15 protein-coding genes are annotated in these 15,266 nt (G+C 35.6%); 14 read left to right on the top strand and 1 reads right to left on the bottom strand.

Annotation, left to right across the window (positions count from 1 at the left end):
* The first annotated feature begins 16 nt into the window (after nucleotides 1–16).
* From R8749_RS09575 to rpsI, 5 genes are all read left to right on the top strand, one after another.
* Nucleotides 17–1,459: a hypothetical protein gene (locus R8749_RS09575; RefSeq protein WP_317696332.1), complete on the top strand. Its 1,443-nt coding sequence runs from the start codon at nucleotides 17–19 to the stop codon at nucleotides 1,457–1,459.
* Nucleotides 1,460–1,559: 100 nt separating this feature from the next.
* Complete coding sequence (locus tag R8749_RS09570; RefSeq protein WP_317696330.1) at nucleotides 1,560–2,795, top strand: C40 family peptidase; 1,236 nt, start codon at nucleotides 1,560–1,562, stop codon at nucleotides 2,793–2,795.
* Nucleotides 2,796–2,857: 62 nt separating this feature from the next.
* Nucleotides 2,858–3,544: a metal-dependent hydrolase gene (locus R8749_RS09565; protein ID WP_317696329.1), complete on the top strand. Its 687-nt coding sequence runs from the start codon at nucleotides 2,858–2,860 to the stop codon at nucleotides 3,542–3,544.
* A gap of 106 nt (nucleotides 3,545–3,650) precedes the next feature.
* Nucleotides 3,651–4,097 carry a 50S ribosomal protein L13 gene (rplM, locus tag R8749_RS09560; protein WP_317698557.1) on the top strand — a complete coding sequence of 149 codons (447 nt, stop codon included), beginning with the start codon at nucleotides 3,651–3,653 and terminating at the stop codon, nucleotides 4,095–4,097.
* Between the two features lie 11 nt (nucleotides 4,098–4,108).
* Nucleotides 4,109–4,501, top strand: a complete 393-nt coding sequence (gene rpsI, locus R8749_RS09555) for a 30S ribosomal protein S9 (protein ID WP_317696327.1) — start codon at nucleotides 4,109–4,111, stop codon at nucleotides 4,499–4,501.
* Between the two features lie 64 nt (nucleotides 4,502–4,565).
* On the opposite strand, the gene R8749_RS09550 is transcribed toward rpsI, so the two are convergent.
* Entirely contained in the window at nucleotides 4,566–5,858 is a 1,293-nt protein-coding gene (locus tag R8749_RS09550; RefSeq protein WP_317696324.1) for a ferric reductase-like transmembrane domain-containing protein, read from the bottom strand.
* Nucleotides 5,859–6,036: 178 nt separating this feature from the next.
* Between R8749_RS09550 and R8749_RS09545 the strand changes: the two genes are divergently transcribed.
* The 9 genes from R8749_RS09545 to R8749_RS09505 all read left to right on the top strand — a co-directional run bounded on the left by R8749_RS09545 (nucleotide 6,037) and on the right by R8749_RS09505 (nucleotide 15,255).
* Complete coding sequence (locus R8749_RS09545; protein WP_317696322.1) at nucleotides 6,037–6,717, top strand: flavodoxin; 681 nt, start codon at nucleotides 6,037–6,039, stop codon at nucleotides 6,715–6,717.
* 282 nt (nucleotides 6,718–6,999) lie between these two features.
* Nucleotides 7,000–7,872 carry a cation diffusion facilitator family transporter gene (locus R8749_RS09540; protein ID WP_317696321.1) on the top strand — a complete coding sequence of 291 codons (873 nt, stop codon included), beginning with the start codon at nucleotides 7,000–7,002 and terminating at the stop codon, nucleotides 7,870–7,872.
* 117 nt (nucleotides 7,873–7,989) lie between these two features.
* Nucleotides 7,990–9,111, top strand: a complete 1,122-nt coding sequence (locus R8749_RS09535) for a GH25 family lysozyme (protein ID WP_317696319.1) — start codon at nucleotides 7,990–7,992, stop codon at nucleotides 9,109–9,111.
* 1 nt (nucleotide 9,112) lies between these two features.
* A complete protein-coding gene (locus tag R8749_RS09530) occupies nucleotides 9,113–9,769 on the top strand; it encodes an NAD(P)-dependent oxidoreductase (RefSeq protein WP_317696316.1) in 657 nt (218 codons plus the stop codon).
* A 70-nt stretch (nucleotides 9,770–9,839) separates the two neighbouring features.
* Complete coding sequence (locus R8749_RS09525) at nucleotides 9,840–10,616, top strand: DUF6612 family protein (RefSeq protein WP_317696313.1); 777 nt, start codon at nucleotides 9,840–9,842, stop codon at nucleotides 10,614–10,616.
* Nucleotides 10,617–10,700: 84 nt separating this feature from the next.
* A complete protein-coding gene (locus tag R8749_RS09520; protein ID WP_317696311.1) occupies nucleotides 10,701–13,211 on the top strand; it encodes an ABC transporter permease in 2,511 nt (836 codons plus the stop codon).
* Nucleotides 13,212–13,248: 37 nt separating this feature from the next.
* Complete coding sequence (locus R8749_RS09515; RefSeq protein ID WP_317696309.1) at nucleotides 13,249–14,430, top strand: pyridoxal phosphate-dependent aminotransferase; 1,182 nt, start codon at nucleotides 13,249–13,251, stop codon at nucleotides 14,428–14,430.
* Nucleotides 14,423–14,941, top strand: coding sequence for a hypothetical protein (locus R8749_RS09510; protein WP_317696307.1), 519 nt, complete (start codon nucleotides 14,423–14,425; stop codon nucleotides 14,939–14,941). Before R8749_RS09515 ends, R8749_RS09510 begins: the two co-directional genes overlap by 8 nt.
* An 8-nt stretch (nucleotides 14,942–14,949) precedes the next feature.
* Nucleotides 14,950–15,255 (top strand): hypothetical protein, encoded by a 306-nt coding sequence (locus tag R8749_RS09505; RefSeq protein ID WP_317696304.1) that lies wholly within the window; start codon nucleotides 14,950–14,952, stop codon nucleotides 15,253–15,255.
* Nucleotides 15,256–15,266 lie beyond the last annotated feature (11 nt).

Here is a 15,266-nt window from a genome sequence, read left to right as displayed (position 1 = left end):
GTAGAGAGTGAATAATTTGGATCCTAATAAAATAAATGATGATCAAACTGAGGAAGTGAAGCACTATCGGCGCGAAAATAGATCAAGAAAATCTAAAGTTCGCTCCAAAGATATCAAACAAAATCCCCTCAGTCCTAAGATTTATGTTCCATTAATAATTTTTGGAATCATTGTGGTAATTTATGCTCTTTGGAATCCTTTTAGTCCGCCATCATTAACAATTGGCGGTAAAGAAGGGAAATTATCGGATTTTAATAAAGTCAATGTGACCATAAAAGCTGCTAGCCCTTACCCTGAAAAATCGGGTGGCCGCCAAGTTAAGCTGACTTTTACAAGTTCTGAGATTAAAGAGCCGATCCCCGTTAAGGATAATATTACAGTTATCAGCAACCACGGGGCTTTAACCTTTAAGACAGATGATAAGTATGTTGATCTTAGCACGGGAAAAGATACGATTACCGGCACTTTATATGGAATTGACATTCCAAATGATCATTTAGGAATTCAAATTTTTTCAGATCAGCAAAAGCTAGTGAAACAAACCATTCTTAAACCAGTCGTGTTTCCGATGTTGATCAAAAATCTCTATTTGCAGGGGACCTATCAAAAGAGCTCCAAGGGTCCAAAAATGGAGATCGGAATTTACTTAAAGAGTAATACTCGTTACGAAGATAATGTCCTTTGGAATGAGGAAGATCAAGAAGAAAAGCGAAATCTAAGCGTTCTTAATACAGCTAACGGGGCAGTTCACACTAAAATTCAAAACAATGCGATTTATTATAGTTTGAAGCCGGATGAAGTGATTCAAGCAGCCTTTTATAATGATTCTTTGACTAAATCTCAAGTTATCACCAAGTTAAATCGTTATGTTGATGGCGATACAGTTCCTGAAAAATATCGATTCGAGTGGGAAATTGAATTTAAAAATAATAGTTATCGTCTTATTTACCACGACGAGAATGGGAACAGGCAGAAATCTCCGCTCAAGACAGCAAAAACTGGTAATTTTGAAAGCTTTTCTCAAGCGCGAGATATTCCAGATCCTGCGCCTCCATCAACGACTGTTTCGCCGACGGATAGTTCTGGAGCTAGCTCGACTTCAAGCTCATCATCAAGTGCTAGTCAAACATCAGATAAAGTCCAAATAACTCCTTCACCAGAAGTGAAAAATCGAGTGTTGGCACTTTTGATCAAACATTGGCCGACCCAGCTTAATCAGAGCCAAATTAAGCTCTTCTCTTTAACCTCGGATAATAATAACGGGGTTAACAGCGGAACAATTACTTATACCTATATGACAAATGGTCAGCCTAATAAAATTCATGTGACTGACTATCAGTTGAAAAATGATGGAACGGTTAATTACAAAGCGACGTCAGCTTATTCTCCTAATGATTTTTCTGGCAACATTTTTTCAGACATTTCAAATAGTGATTTAAGTACCTATTTTGGGGGCTAGAACAGACTTTTAAAGATTGTTGATGGTACTTAATAGGTTTGTAACAGAGCTGTAACACATAATTTGATATACTTTATTAGATAAAAATTTCGAGGAAGCCATGCAACTAAAAAAAATATTTATTTCAGTAATAGCATTTGGTACAGTTTCATCTTTAGGCGTTAGCCCAGTAAGCGCAGATACTGTATCCGAGAAAAACTCTCAAATAGAAGTTAAAAAAATTGAATCAAACTCTTTGCTTAAACAGATTAATGAAGCACAGAGTAAAGTAGCTCAGCTAAATAATAAGGTTTCAGATAAAGTTGTTGCCATTAGCGATGCTAAAACTAAAATTAAAGATACAAATACTCAGATCAATTCTTTAGGTAAGAAGATCAGCAGTAAAAAAGTTGAGATTTCAAAAAGAAAAGATAATTTGAAGGATCAAGTTCGTTCGCTTCAAGCTGCTAGTAACAATTCAGTTACTGGCAATACTTTCCTTGATTTTGTTCTTGGAAGCAGCAGTTTATCTGATTTAATCGGTCGTTCAATGACTGTTAATAAGCTTAATTCTGCCAGCCAGTCAACTTTGAAATCTGTAGAAAAAGCAACTAAAGAACTTGACGATTTGAAAGCTGCTAAGACTAGCAAGAAAGAACAATTAGTAGCTACAACTAAACAATTAGAAAGTGACCGAGATGCTTTGGTTTCATTAAAGCAGGATGCTCAAAAGAGTTCAGATGACTTATCTAAACAGTTAGAAGACCATAAGAGTGAATTGAGCAAGTTACAGAGTGAGTTAACAGTTGCAATGGCAGCCAGCAAAGCTCAGGCTGATAATGCTGCAAAAGCAAAAGAAGCTGAAAAGGCTTCATCGTCAGCATCATCTGATAATGTAGTAGCAGTTAATACTGGATCAAGTAATTCGGGCTCATCTTCAGCAGTTGATACTAGTTATCCAAGTAGTAGCGGTGTTTCAGTTCAGTCTGGCAATGCCGGTGGTTCCAATGCAAGTCATCAATCGGCAAGTGGCGTTGTAGGAATTGCAGCTCAGTACATTGGTGTTCCTTACGTTTGGGGTGGATCTACTCCAGCAGGTTTTGATTGTTCAGGATTAGTTCAATATGTGTTTAACCAAGCTGGTATTAGTTTACCTAGAACTACTTATGGACAAATTAATGTTGGAACACCCGTTTCAATGAGTGCACTTCAACCTGGTGACTTACTATTTTGGGGTAATTATCATGTTGGTATCTACGCAGGTGGTGGAAGATATATTCATGCTCCAGCTCCTGGACAAAATGTTACTTATGGAAGTATGGCATATTTCACACCAGATTCAGCTCGTCGTGTCTAATTTAAGAATGATAGAAGGTCTCCCGTTGGGGAGGCTTTTTTTAATGAAAGGACAGATATAAAATGAAAATTACATATTTTGGTCATGCAGCATTTCAAATTCAATTAGATTCTGGTTCGACTTTGTTGTTTGATCCCTTTATTTCAGAAAACCCATTTACGAGAGTTAAACCAGAAGATTTACAGCCTGATTTTATTGTCTTGACTCATGCTCATCCAGATCATTTAGGAAATGCAATTGAGATTGCTAAGAAAAATGATGCAACAATTGTTGCGCAAAGTGATTTTGCCAATGTTTTGTCGGAAACTGAAGGAGTCAAAGTAATTAATTATTTGAATTTTGGCGGGACTTATTATGGGCCAGAATTTCAATTAAAACTTTTTCCAGCTTGGCATACTGATGCGATGGATTATCATGGCATTCCATTACCGATGGGGGTAGCAGCAGGATTTTCTTTAGTTGCTGAAGGTAAACTAATTTATGATTCAGGGGACACTGGATTATATAGTGATTTGAAGCTTGTAGCTCGCAAAAAAGCAGTTGATTTAGCTTTTTTGCCGATTGGCGGTAGTTTTACGATGGACGCTGAAGATGCAGCAGAAGCAGCTAAATATTTAGATGCTAAGAAAGTTATTCCAATTCATTACAATACATTTGATCCAATTAAAGCAGATCCGATTGCTTTTCAGCAATATTTGCCAGCAGGGATTGTTGACTTACCAAAAATTGATCAGGAATTTGAATTTTAGCTTTTACTCTTTGGGAAATCATAGTATAATGTTTAATGGTCTTTGTTTACCTCCACGATAAGCCCCGGAATCTTAGAGTAGAGTAGACAATTATTAAGGAGAAATGATGCGATCCACATATTTAGCAAAAAAATCTGAGATAGAAAAAAAGTGGTACGTAGTTGATGCCACTGATATCCCTTTGGGACGTCTTTCATCAGTTGTCGCAAGTATCTTACGCGGCAAGAATAAACCAATCTTCACCCCTAATGTAGATACCGGTGATTATGTTATTGTAGTAAACGCCAGCAAAATTGGTTTAACTGGTAAGAAAGCTACTAAGAAAATGTATTACAGACATTCCCGTTATCCTGGCGGATTGAAATCAATTAGTGCGGGTCACTTACGTGAACAAAACCCAGTTCGTTTAATTGAGAACTCAGTTCGTAAAATGCTTCCTAATAAGAACTCTTTGGGTCATCAACAACTTTTGAAATTACATGTTTATGCTGGTGCAGAGCATGATCATGCTGCACAAAAACCTGAAGTATTAGATATCAAGAGTAAGATCTAGGAGGACGTTTGATGGATAAAGTTATGTATCAAGGTACAGGTCGTAGAAAAGATTCTGTTGCTCAGGTTATCTTAACTCCTGGTACCGGTAAAATTATGATGAACGGCAAAGAAGCAAGTGAATATTTTCCATATGCTAGTTTGCTGAAAGATATGAACCAGCCATTTGATGTAACTGCAACTAACGGCACATTTGATGCTAAAGTAACAGTTCGTGGCGGTGGTTTCTCTGGTCAAGCAGGTGCTACAAGACACGGAATTGCTCGTGCATTGCTTGAAGTTGATCCAGATTTTCGTGGTGCATTAAAGAAAAATGGTTTTCTTAAACGTGATCCTCGTATGAAGGAACGTAAGAAGCCAGGTTTGAAGAAAGCTCGTAAGGCATCACAATTTAGTAAACGTTAAGATATTAATGTTGAAAATAAAAAAGATTGGCATAATTATGTCAATCTTTTTTGTTTTCAAGTATTTACATTGTTAGTCTTTCATCAATTAATTGAGCGCGTTTGACATCAAGTTGGTGTAAGGCCTTTTCTGTAGCAATTATTCCGGGAGCAGGTCCAACGATAAAAAATAATCCAGAAGAAAATTCCTTTTCAGTTAATTTATTTTGATAATCAGTTTTGGTAAATCGTCTTAAATGCTGTTCATAAGTAATCTTCGGAACCAATTTATTAAATTCTTGTTGATAGTAGAAATCAGTAGAATTATGGGCACTCCATAGAACATGAATTTTATGAGTTTTAAAATATTGCTGAGTTAGACTTAGAAGCGGCGCAATTCCAGTTCCCATTCCGATAAAAACCAATGGCTGTTCAATCGAAGCAGCCTCTATTATTGAAGAAAAACGGCCAAAAGGGCCTTCTAATTTAACATCACTGCCAATAGGAATGGCTCCTAATTTGCTGGTAAAGTCACCATGACTTTGAATTGTGAAAGTAACAAGATTTGGAGTATTCGTTGGTGAATAAGTAACAGAAAATGGATGGGGTTCACTGCTTATTCCTAAAACGTTCCTAAAAGATAAAAAGTAAAAGTCTCCTGCTCGATATTTTTTGGCGTGAGGGTTCAATTTTATTTTGAGCTGATACACATGTGAATTTACAGAAATATTACTAATAACCTGACCGTTTATGCTATCTGCAGCACTGGCGACAAATTTCTTCCAGCCGTATAAACTAAGACTAACAATCGTATAAAGATCAAACAAAATCATAAAACTACTAATTCGATTGATTCGAACAATCACATGGACATGGAGCCAAATTAACCCGATAACAATAAAATTTATTCGATGAATCCAGATTGAAATTTGATGCTTGAATATAAATTGTAATTTTTGTTTAGTTTTCGCTGCAAGCGAGAAATGATCAACCAGCCAGCCAGATAAGAAAAATGCTGCATACAAAACACTAAAAATTGACAAGTACCATGCAGTATTGCCAAGATTTTTAATAAGTGTTCCCATCGAAAATGCATTTAAGACGTGAAAAGAGGCTAATCCTAGAGCGAGAACGCCGATCATCCCATGGATAAAATACATTGAGGGAATTCCAATAAGTCGGTCTAGCCATTGTGGACGAGTTGATAAAAAGATGATTGTTAGCCACCATGTATAAGCAGCAACACCAGCATCATATGTTAATAAATTACTTGGTGAATCTAACAAACCAGTATTTAATAAGAAAACTAACGGCAGGGGAACAATAAAAAGAATTATTAACCAAGTTAAATATAAAGCCAGCGGATATTTTTTAAACATAAATCCTCTCAATTATATATTTACTAGAACTATAAGGCCTAAAGTAGGGTCTAAGGCAAGTTTTTAGAAAACTCTTGCCTTCGCCTATACACTAGCCTGTATACTGGTCGACAAACAAGTGAATATAGTAGATATATCTAATTTGCTTGTAGTAAAAAGAATTGAAAGGAATTAATTAATGAAAAAAAGAATTATCGCTTTTATCGTTGTAGTTATCGCTGTTATAGCAGTATTTATTGGTTATAATGTTATCTCTGGGAGTAGTTCAAAAAACAGTTCTAAATCATCTTCGAGATCATCTAACAGCAACAATTCTCAATCAAGCAAGACTGCAAAGCCAACGGTTAGTAAAAAAGGAAAAAATCTAATTGTTTATTTTTCAAGAAAAGATGGTGTTTCTGATGGACCGCTAAAAGTAGGGCATACTAAAGTGATTGCTAATTTCATTCATCAAAAAATTGGTGGTGATGTCTATGAAATTATTCCAGCAAAAGATTACCCAAAAGGATTTCAAGCAACAGCTGATCAAGCAGAAAAAGAACAGAAAGATGATGCGAGACCAAAAATAAAAAATAAATTACCTGATGTAAATAAGTATGACAATATCTTTATTGGATCACCAATATGGTGGGGCGGCTATCCAATGGTTGTACGGACGTTTTTAGATAATGTTAAGTTAAATAATAAAAATGTTTTTCCGTTTGTAACACATAAAGGTTCTGGCATGGGTGATACCGAGGAAACATTAAAGAATCAATTTCCTAAAGCAAAAATTTCTGACGGGTTAGCTGTAGAAGGGACAGCAGCTGAACAATCTCGTAAAGATGTTGATGAATGGTTAAGCAAATTAGGATTTTAATAAATTTTTATGGAACACATTTTGTTGCAAAATAATTTTATAAAAGTTAAGACTGATATTAATAGTTGGGTTTGAATGACAGAAGTTAATTTAGCTGATTGTTTAATTATTGCTTGAAAAAAGTTAGTGTAAAAGATATAATACGTTCACTTTAAAAAGTTTCGGAAACTCAAAGTTTTCAAAGCAATAATCTATTTGACAGATTCTTTTTGAAAAATTAAAGAGAATCTGTTTATTTTTTTACAATTTACTATTTTGTAAGTTTAATTAAGAGGCAATGCTTTGAGTCAAACACAAGTTGAAGATTTTAAAAAAGCTGAAAAAGGTGCAATTATTAGTATTGCAGCTTATACGATTATTTCGATTTTTAAAATTGTGGTTGGTAAAATTGGAAATTCTGAAGCATTAAGCGCAGATGGATTTAATAATTTTACTGATATTATTTCTTCTTTTACCGTCTTAATTGGTTTAAGGTTAGCCCAAAAACCAGCTGATCACGACCATCGTTACGGTCACTGGAAGATCGAGAATGTAGCAAGTTTGGTGACTTCAATTATTATGTTCATTGTCGGTACTGGCGTTATTTTGTCATCATTTACCAGATTAGTAGATGGTAAAATCACAAAGCCAGATTTGTTAGCAGCAATTATTGGTCTAATTTCCGGAATAGTAATGCTTGTAGTTTATTTTATTAATCGAAAACTAGCTAAAATCGCTAATAGTTCAGCATTAAGGGCAACATCAAAAGATAATCGAAATGATTCATTAACCAGTATTGGGACTGCAATTGCTATTTTTGCTGCTACATTGGGTCTCAGTTGGGTTGATGGCGTGACAGCAATTATAGTTGGCTTACTAATTCTTCGAACCGCAATTGGGATTTTTAAAGAAAGTGCCTTTTATTTATCAGATGGTTTTGACGATCGTGATTTTGATGATTATATTATTGCAATAAACGATATTAAAGGGGTCGGGGGAATAAAAAGCATTAAAGGACGATCTTCGGGGAGTAATATTTATCTTGATTTAATCATTGCAATTGACCCTGAGATGTCTGTGCGCGAAAGTCATGCGATCACTGAACAAATTCGACAAATGTTGCAGGAAAAATTCAATATTTACGATGTTGATGTTCACGTGGAACCTGATGAATAGACTGTTAACGAATTGTAATGAACAGTAATACTTACTTTTAGTACAATGGAAGATAGACTATTCGTCAAGGAGGAACCAAAAATTAAGCGTAAATATCATTTATCTAGACTGCTGTTATTGTTAATAGCAGTTTTAGGAATTAATACAGTTAATACTCAAGCAGCTAGTCAATTTGTTGACGTATCTGAATGGCAGCCAGATACGCAGGGATTTATCGATCAGCTGGTTGATTATGGCATTACGGGTGTAGTAGTTAAGCTCACAGGGGGCAATGCTAGACCCTCTAATTATACGAATCCAAAAGCAGGAAACCAGATTAGAGCTGCTTGGAATCGCGGTTTAAAAGTCAGTGTTTACCATTATGCTAAATATAACGGAGCAGCTGGAGCTAAAGCTGAAGCTCAATTTTTTGCTGCTCAGGCTCAAAAATATGGCTTAAGTAAAGATACGGTCATGGTGGCTGATGTCGAACATGCAAGTCTTAAAAATCCTTACGCTGATACGGTTACTTTCCAACAAGAATTAGCACGTCTTGGTTATCATAATCAAGTTGTGTACTCGATGGCTTCTTGGTTTTGGTACAATAAACTTCCGCGTAACTATCCAACCTGGGTTGCACACTATAACGTAACGACTCCAGGATTATCCAATATTACTGCTTGGCAGTATACAAACCAGTTTAAAGGACTGCACGTTGATGCTAGTTACGATTATGGCGGTTTATTTACCAATCAAATTAGATCTAATGAAGCAGTAACAACTGTTAAATACCGTCCTAGTTATGGAATTGTGGTATGGAATGGCTATGATTTAAATACGCGCAAACAAACAGGTAAATATTTGAAACATGGGACTTCCTGGAAGGTAGTGCTTCAAGCCAAATATAAAGGTGAATATTGGTATGCGGTTGGCAATAATCAGTGGATTCAAGCAAAATACACCTCTAATTCCAAAGGTTACTCAAATGTAAGAACTGTCTATCCTAATAGTAATCCGAACGGGGCACCAATTGCGACGATTAATTATATTTCAGGTTACGGAATTACCCTTTGGAATGGTTATGATGTTTATACGCGTAAACCCACAGGGCGATATTTACTTGACGGCAGTGATTGGAAAATAATTGCTCAGGTGAAGGTAAATGGTGAATATTGGTATCAATTAGGAAAAAATCAGTGGATTCAGGCCAAATATACCACTAATCCGAACGGTTTTACCAAATTAAATCCAGGAGCTTAAGATGAATTTAGCAATAATTGGCGCAACGGGAATGGCTGGCCTGGAAGTAACATCTCTTGCTGTTCAAAGAGGGCATCAAGTTTTAGCCATTGCGACTAATTCAGATCATTTAAATAAATTAAAAGAAGAAGTACCGCAAGTAGAAACTTTAAGAAAAGATGCTTTTGATTTGACAAAAGACGATTTTAACGGCATTGATATTATTGTTAATGCTTTTGCAGTAACGCCAACAAAAGCTCATCTTCACCTTGAACTGGCTCAAAAATTAGTTGATCTGTTTCAAGGTGATGATCATACTCGTTTGTTTTTTATTTTAGGAGCTGCGAGTCTTAAAAAAAGTGAAAAAGATGATGATTTGGTGCTTGATATGATAGAACAAGATCCCAACTCAGCTTCATTTATAGCAATTCCGCGGGCTCAAAAACAAGAACTTGATTTTCTACGGACAGCAGTTTCTATCAATTGGGTCGGTGTTTCTCCGGCTTTAACTTTTCAGCCCGGACCAGCATCTAAGAATTATTTAATAGGTAAGGATGTTTTGTTAAAGAACGATCAGGGTCAGTCGGTAACTTCTTCAAAGACAATGGCGCTTGCTATTTTGAACGAAATTGAGTCTCCTCATTATCATAACGAGCGATTTACAGTCGCAGATGCTTAACAAATAAGTCTTTTTGGCTTATGGTAGTAGATGCGTTTTTTATTTTATAAGGGAAAGGAATTTTTATTTAGTGAAAAGTAAATCGATTAAATATTATGCATTTGCGGGGCTTGCGTTTTTAAGTTTGGGGTTAAGTGCCTGTTCAAGTAACAGCTCAAAAGGTGAAAGTGCTTCTGAACAAAAGAAATTAAATTTATCAGAGGTTCTTGCTAAAAGCAGCTCTGCAGAATCTAAACTAAAAAGTTTTCATGTTGTTAGTAAGGTTCAATTGAGTGAGGGTAATAACAAGGTAATTGACCAAAACTCAAGTTCCTACCTTAAAAAGCCTCTTAATATTCAGGTTGTTACTGATGAAACGACTAATAAAGGAGCTGGGACTTCCCAAACGGCTTATTTAGATCAGAAAAACATTTATCAGCTTTCAGGCAGTTCATGGACTTCTAATGACCTTAAATCTCAAAAGATAGATTCAAAAGCAATGTTTCAGCGAGTATCTAATGTGACAGATACAATTTTTAAAAATTCGGCAAAAGATTTAAAATTGAGCCGTCAAGGTAAAGATTACGTAGTTACTTTTAAAGGCAATGTCAGTCAAATAAAAAATCAAATTGGCGATCTTTTGGCAATTAACACATTAAAATCTCCAGCTATTTTTAATGCAGCGTTAAATCAGGATCAAGTGAAAAATTTTACGTATCAAGCAACTTTTGACCATCAGACGTTAAGACCTGAGAAGATTACTTATCAAATCACTTTACAAGATGCAAACAAGTCACAGATTAAATATGACGGGAAAATCACTTATAGTCAATTTAATTCAGTTGATAAATTTATCATGCCCCACTAAATTAAACGTCTCATTTGAGGCGTTTTTTGTTTTAGCTGTCTTTTGATAAGAAATTATGATATAACAGTTTCTTAACTGGAGAAGATGATGAAGAAAACGTATTTAAAAGCAAGCTTTCGTGAAATAGCTAGAACCAAAGGTCAATTTATGGCAATTGTCTTAATTATTATGTTAGGTGCAATGTTGTTTGTTGGGGTGAAAGCAGGTGGCCCGGTCCTTCAAAACTCTGCCAATCGAGAAGTTCTAAAGCAGAATCTTTCTGATGTTCAAATTGTTTCGACGGCTGGATTTACAAACAAGGATCTTAAAGTGCTCAAGAAAGTAAAGGGTGCTTCTGTTGAGGCCGGTTATCAGCTTTTTTATAATGATCCTCAAAAAAATGAGGTTTTTCATCTTCTTTCATACAATGCTAAAGCACAACAGAATAAACTGTCCGTCACGGCGGGTCGTTTGCCTCGGACAAATAAAGAAATTGTTCTCGATGACCAAGCCAAAAAAGATTATCATTTAGGCGATCAATTTAAAATCAAGAGTACGCAAATTAACAATCATCAATTTAAAATTGTTGGTTTTGTGAAGTCACCGCTTTTTATTAACAATGAAGAAAAAGGTTATGCTAATGTCGGGAAAGGCCAGGTTGATTATTTTGCTTATTTAAGCGAGTCCGCCTTTAGTACACCGGTTAAATCATTAATTCAAGTTTCTTTTGCCGATTTAAAAAATAAGTCTACTTATTCTGAGTCGTATAAAAAAGCTGTCAAAAAAGATATTGCCCGCTTAAAAAAAACCTTAAAAAATCGACCGCAAGAACGGTTAAATGAACTTCTTAGGCAATTTGATGAGCAGTTAAGTGAAGCGCAAATTAAACTTCAGAAGCAACCTCCAACTAAAGATGTAGTTCAGGAGAAGGAGATCCAATCTAAGAAAAAAGCCATTGTTAAGCCAGTTTATACTTATCAAGATCGTTTTGATAATCCGGGATTTGCCGAATATGGCAATTTAGCAGATCGGATTGCAGCGATTGCGAATGTTTTTCCCGTTTTCTTCTTTTTCATTGCCGCCTTGATTACATTTACAACGATGACCCGGATGGTTGAAAATAACCGCCGTGAAATTGGGGTCATAAAAGCCTTAGGATACCGCAAATCTGAGATTTCATTTAAGTATTTAATTTATACCATTTTGGCATCGATAATTGGGGTTACGGTCGGGATTTTAATTGGAACTTACATTTTAACAGCGATTATCTTTGTTCTTTGCAGTGAACGATATAGTATTAGACATGTTGCATTTGTTTTTGATTGGCCCTCAATTACCATTGCTGCAGTTGTGTTTTTCTTAGCAGCTGTGGGAGCTGCAATGATTGCTTTAACTAGTGAGTTAAGAGAAAAGCCTGCCACGCTGATGGTGCCTAAATCACCGAAGCCGGGAAAGCGGATTTTGTTGGAACGGATCACTATTATTTGGTCACGTTTAAGTTTCAATCATAAACTGACAATGCGTAATATTTTTCGTTACAAGTCCCGGATGATTATGGCGGTGATTGGCATTAGCGGCTGTACAGGGTTACTTTTGGCGGGAACGGGATTAAAAGATTCTCTTAGTTCAGTGTCTGCCAAGCAGTTTGGTCCAATTACTAATTATCAGGCATTAGTAATTTTAAAGCCCAATGGGAATGTGAGAACTGTTCAAAATGAATTGAAAGCAAATCCTAAAGTTAAAAGCAGTTTCGCGTTAACCACGAAAACAGTCACTCTCCATCAGCCAGATAAAACAAATCAAGATTTAACAATGCAGGTGGTGCCAAATAAAGACAGTTTTAAGCATTATATTCATCTTTTATCAACGAAGAAGTTAAATGATCAAGGAGCAATAATTACTTCTAAAATTGCCGAAGATTTTCATCTTAAAGCGGGATCTGAAATTCAATTAACCGATCAAGGTCAAAAACTAAAAGTTCATATTGCAGGAGTTGCTGAGAATTACTTGGGAAATTATATTTATTTATCTTCCAATTATTATCAGAAAATTGCATTGAAAGAGCCTAAAGTGAACTCTTTAATGGTTAAGACCGATAAAATGTCGACAAATCTTAATGATCGTTTAGCTCAAAAGCTTTTGGCAACTAAAGAAGTAGTCAGCACTTCATTTACGGCGCAAGAGATTAAAAAACAAAATGATTCGATCAGTAATTTAAACGCAGTCGTCTTGATTTTTGTTCTTTTATCAGGGTTATTGGATTTCATTGTTTTATATAATTTGACAAATATTAATATTTCAGAACGAATGCGTGAGCTTTCAACGATTAAAGTTTTAGGTTTTTATGATAATGAAGTTACAATGTATGTAGCAAGAGAGAATATTATTTTTACAATTTTTGGCATAGTTTTTGGTTGGGGGATTGGTTATGAATTAACAAACTTCATCTTACAGCAGGCGGCAATGGAAAATGTTGTATTTCCTTTAGTCATCAAACCATTTTCTTATGTCTTGGCGGCAGTTTTAACTATCGTGTTTACTTTAGCTGTCACAATAATAACCCATGTAAAATTGCGTTCCATCGATATGGTGGAAGCACTAAAGGCGGGAGAATAAATGTTGTATAATAGGGTCAAAAACAGTCAGGCAGAAAATGGAAAATTATAAATTTGCAAATAGAATTACGGGCGTGAGTCCTTCGGCTACTTTAGAAATGGGCCGCAAAGCAAAAGAACTTGCTAATCAAGGAGTTGAGGTAATTAACCTTAGTTTGGGAGAACCAGATTTCGTAACGCCTAAATTTATTGATGAAGCCGCTAAAAAGGCTATTGATTCAGGTCTTGCAAGTTTTTATACTGCAACTTTAGGAATTAATGAGCTGAGAATGGCCTTAGCCAATTATTATGATTCAATTGCTCCGCTGGATTTTAAGAATTTTGGCGTTACTGCGAGTACAAAATTGGCGTTATATGCATTGCTCCAGATCCTTATTTCTGACGGAGAAAAGGTAGTGGTTGCGGCTCCCTATTGGGTCAGTTATGAACAGCAGGTGAAGTTAGCAATGGGAGATTTATACGCCGTTTTTCCTGATAATCCGGAAATGAAGTTAACGACTAAAGAATTAGATGAACTTGATTTTATCCCTAAAGCGATTATTTTAAATAATCCGACTAATCCAACGGGTGCGGTCTATTCTAAAGAAGAACTATTAGACATCATTAATTGGGCAGAAGTTAATCAGGTCTATCTCATTGTTGATGAAATTTATGGTAAATTAGTTTATAACGGTACTAAATTTACGAGTGTCTTAGAATTAAAAGAGATTAATAATTCAAAATTAATTGTGGTAGATGGAGTTTCTAAATCTTATTCAATGACTGGTTGGCGCTTGGGCTGGGTTATAGCAGATCCTAAAATCATTAGTAAATTAGGAGAAGTATTAGATCATGTGACTTCAAATCCAGCAGCTGTTTCACAATATGCGGCATTAGCGGCAATTACTAGTGATGGTTCTTCGGTTGAAGAGATGCGCTGTGCTTTTGAAGAAAGGCTTAATACAACTTATGACAAACTACAGGAAGTTAATGGGTTGACGATAGTTGATAAACCACAGGGAGCTTTTTATTTATTTTTAAAAGTAGATCCAGCACTTTTAAAGCGTAAAGGTTTAAAAGATACGAAAGATTTGGCAATGGAAATTTTAAATCAAGCCCATGTTGCACTAGCTGCAGGAGAAGGTTTTGGCACCCCTGGATATCTTAGGATGAGTTATGCAAAAAGTCAGACTGAACTTGATGAAGCAATCAAACGGATCAAAGGATTTTTAAATGAGTAAAATTAAGATTGATTCTTTTCTTTTTGGTGGAGAACCGCACTTTCCTTCGGAACTAGACGAAGATGGCAGTTTTCAAAGTGCGTGGAATGAATTTTATAATAGCAGCGAGTTTAATGAAGTTATCAACCAATTAAAAGGTCAGCACTTTCCGTTAAGAGCCCTGGGAATAACTCAGTTTGGACCAGAAAATTTTATGTATTGGGTTGGTTTAGAACTGCCAAGTGATAAATTTGAAATACCTGAAAAATGGATGAAGTTAGAGTTACCCGCTGGTACTGCCTACGAAGAGAAACGATTAGATCTTGGCTGGAGAGAATTGCCAGTTGAATTTAGTATTAATTTAGTTTACAATGCGGCAGATAAAGAACAGGCGAAATTGCCGACCAATATTTCATATACTGATAAGCCTTATTTTGTTGAAAGGATTAAGCTTAACGAAGATTTGTCTGAACCAAAAGAGCATCAGTATTTTATTTATGAAGGCATTGAAGAAGAACCGTTAGAAGATTAAGGAGAAAAATGGCTAAGAAAAAAATTGAAGTTGGAGATTTGGTAAAAGTTAGTAAAGGTGAAGGCATTAGCGTTCCATTTCAAGGGACAGTGACCAAATTATATGAAAATGCAGCACTAGTAGAAGTTGATGAAAATTGTTCACCGAATCCGATTGTAATTCTTAACCTGCCGAATAACTTTATGATTGTTCGTCAGTCGTTATGTACAGCAATTGATAGTTCAGGTAAAGAATTAAAAGCTAAAAAAGGAGCCCCAAAGAAAGAGGCTGCTGAGAATAGCGAATCTGAAGAATTAGATCAGAAAGCTGAATAAAAAACCGCCAA

This window comes from Xylocopilactobacillus apis, assembly GCF_033095965.1.
GTDB classification, from domain to species: Bacteria; Bacillota; Bacilli; order Lactobacillales; family Lactobacillaceae; genus Xylocopilactobacillus; species Xylocopilactobacillus apis.
This window is presented reverse-complemented; position numbering and strand designations above follow the sequence as displayed.

Coding starts and splice junctions, on each gene's coding strand:
- rpsI (WP_317696327.1), top strand. CDS start 4,109: ATGGATAAAGTTATGTATCAAGGTACAGGTCGTAGAAAAGATTCTGTT.
- R8749_RS09505 (WP_317696304.1), top strand. CDS start 14,950: ATGGCTAAGAAAAAAATTGAAGTTGGAGATTTGGTAAAAGTTAGTAAA.
- R8749_RS09515 (WP_317696309.1), top strand. CDS start 13,249: ATGGAAAATTATAAATTTGCAAATAGAATTACGGGCGTGAGTCCTTCG.
- R8749_RS09520 (WP_317696311.1), top strand. CDS start 10,701: ATGATGAAGAAAACGTATTTAAAAGCAAGCTTTCGTGAAATAGCTAGA.
- R8749_RS09530 (WP_317696316.1), top strand. CDS start 9,113: ATGAATTTAGCAATAATTGGCGCAACGGGAATGGCTGGCCTGGAAGTA.
- rplM (WP_317698557.1), top strand. CDS start 3,651: ATGCGATCCACATATTTAGCAAAAAAATCTGAGATAGAAAAAAAGTGG.
- R8749_RS09565 (WP_317696329.1), top strand. CDS start 2,858: ATGAAAATTACATATTTTGGTCATGCAGCATTTCAAATTCAATTAGAT.
- R8749_RS09510 (WP_317696307.1), top strand. CDS start 14,423: ATGAGTAAAATTAAGATTGATTCTTTTCTTTTTGGTGGAGAACCGCAC.
- R8749_RS09550 (WP_317696324.1), bottom strand. CDS start 5,858: ATGTTTAAAAAATATCCGCTGGCTTTATATTTAACTTGGTTAATAATT.
- R8749_RS09545 (WP_317696322.1), top strand. CDS start 6,037: ATGAAAAAAAGAATTATCGCTTTTATCGTTGTAGTTATCGCTGTTATA.
- R8749_RS09570 (WP_317696330.1), top strand. CDS start 1,560: ATGCAACTAAAAAAAATATTTATTTCAGTAATAGCATTTGGTACAGTT.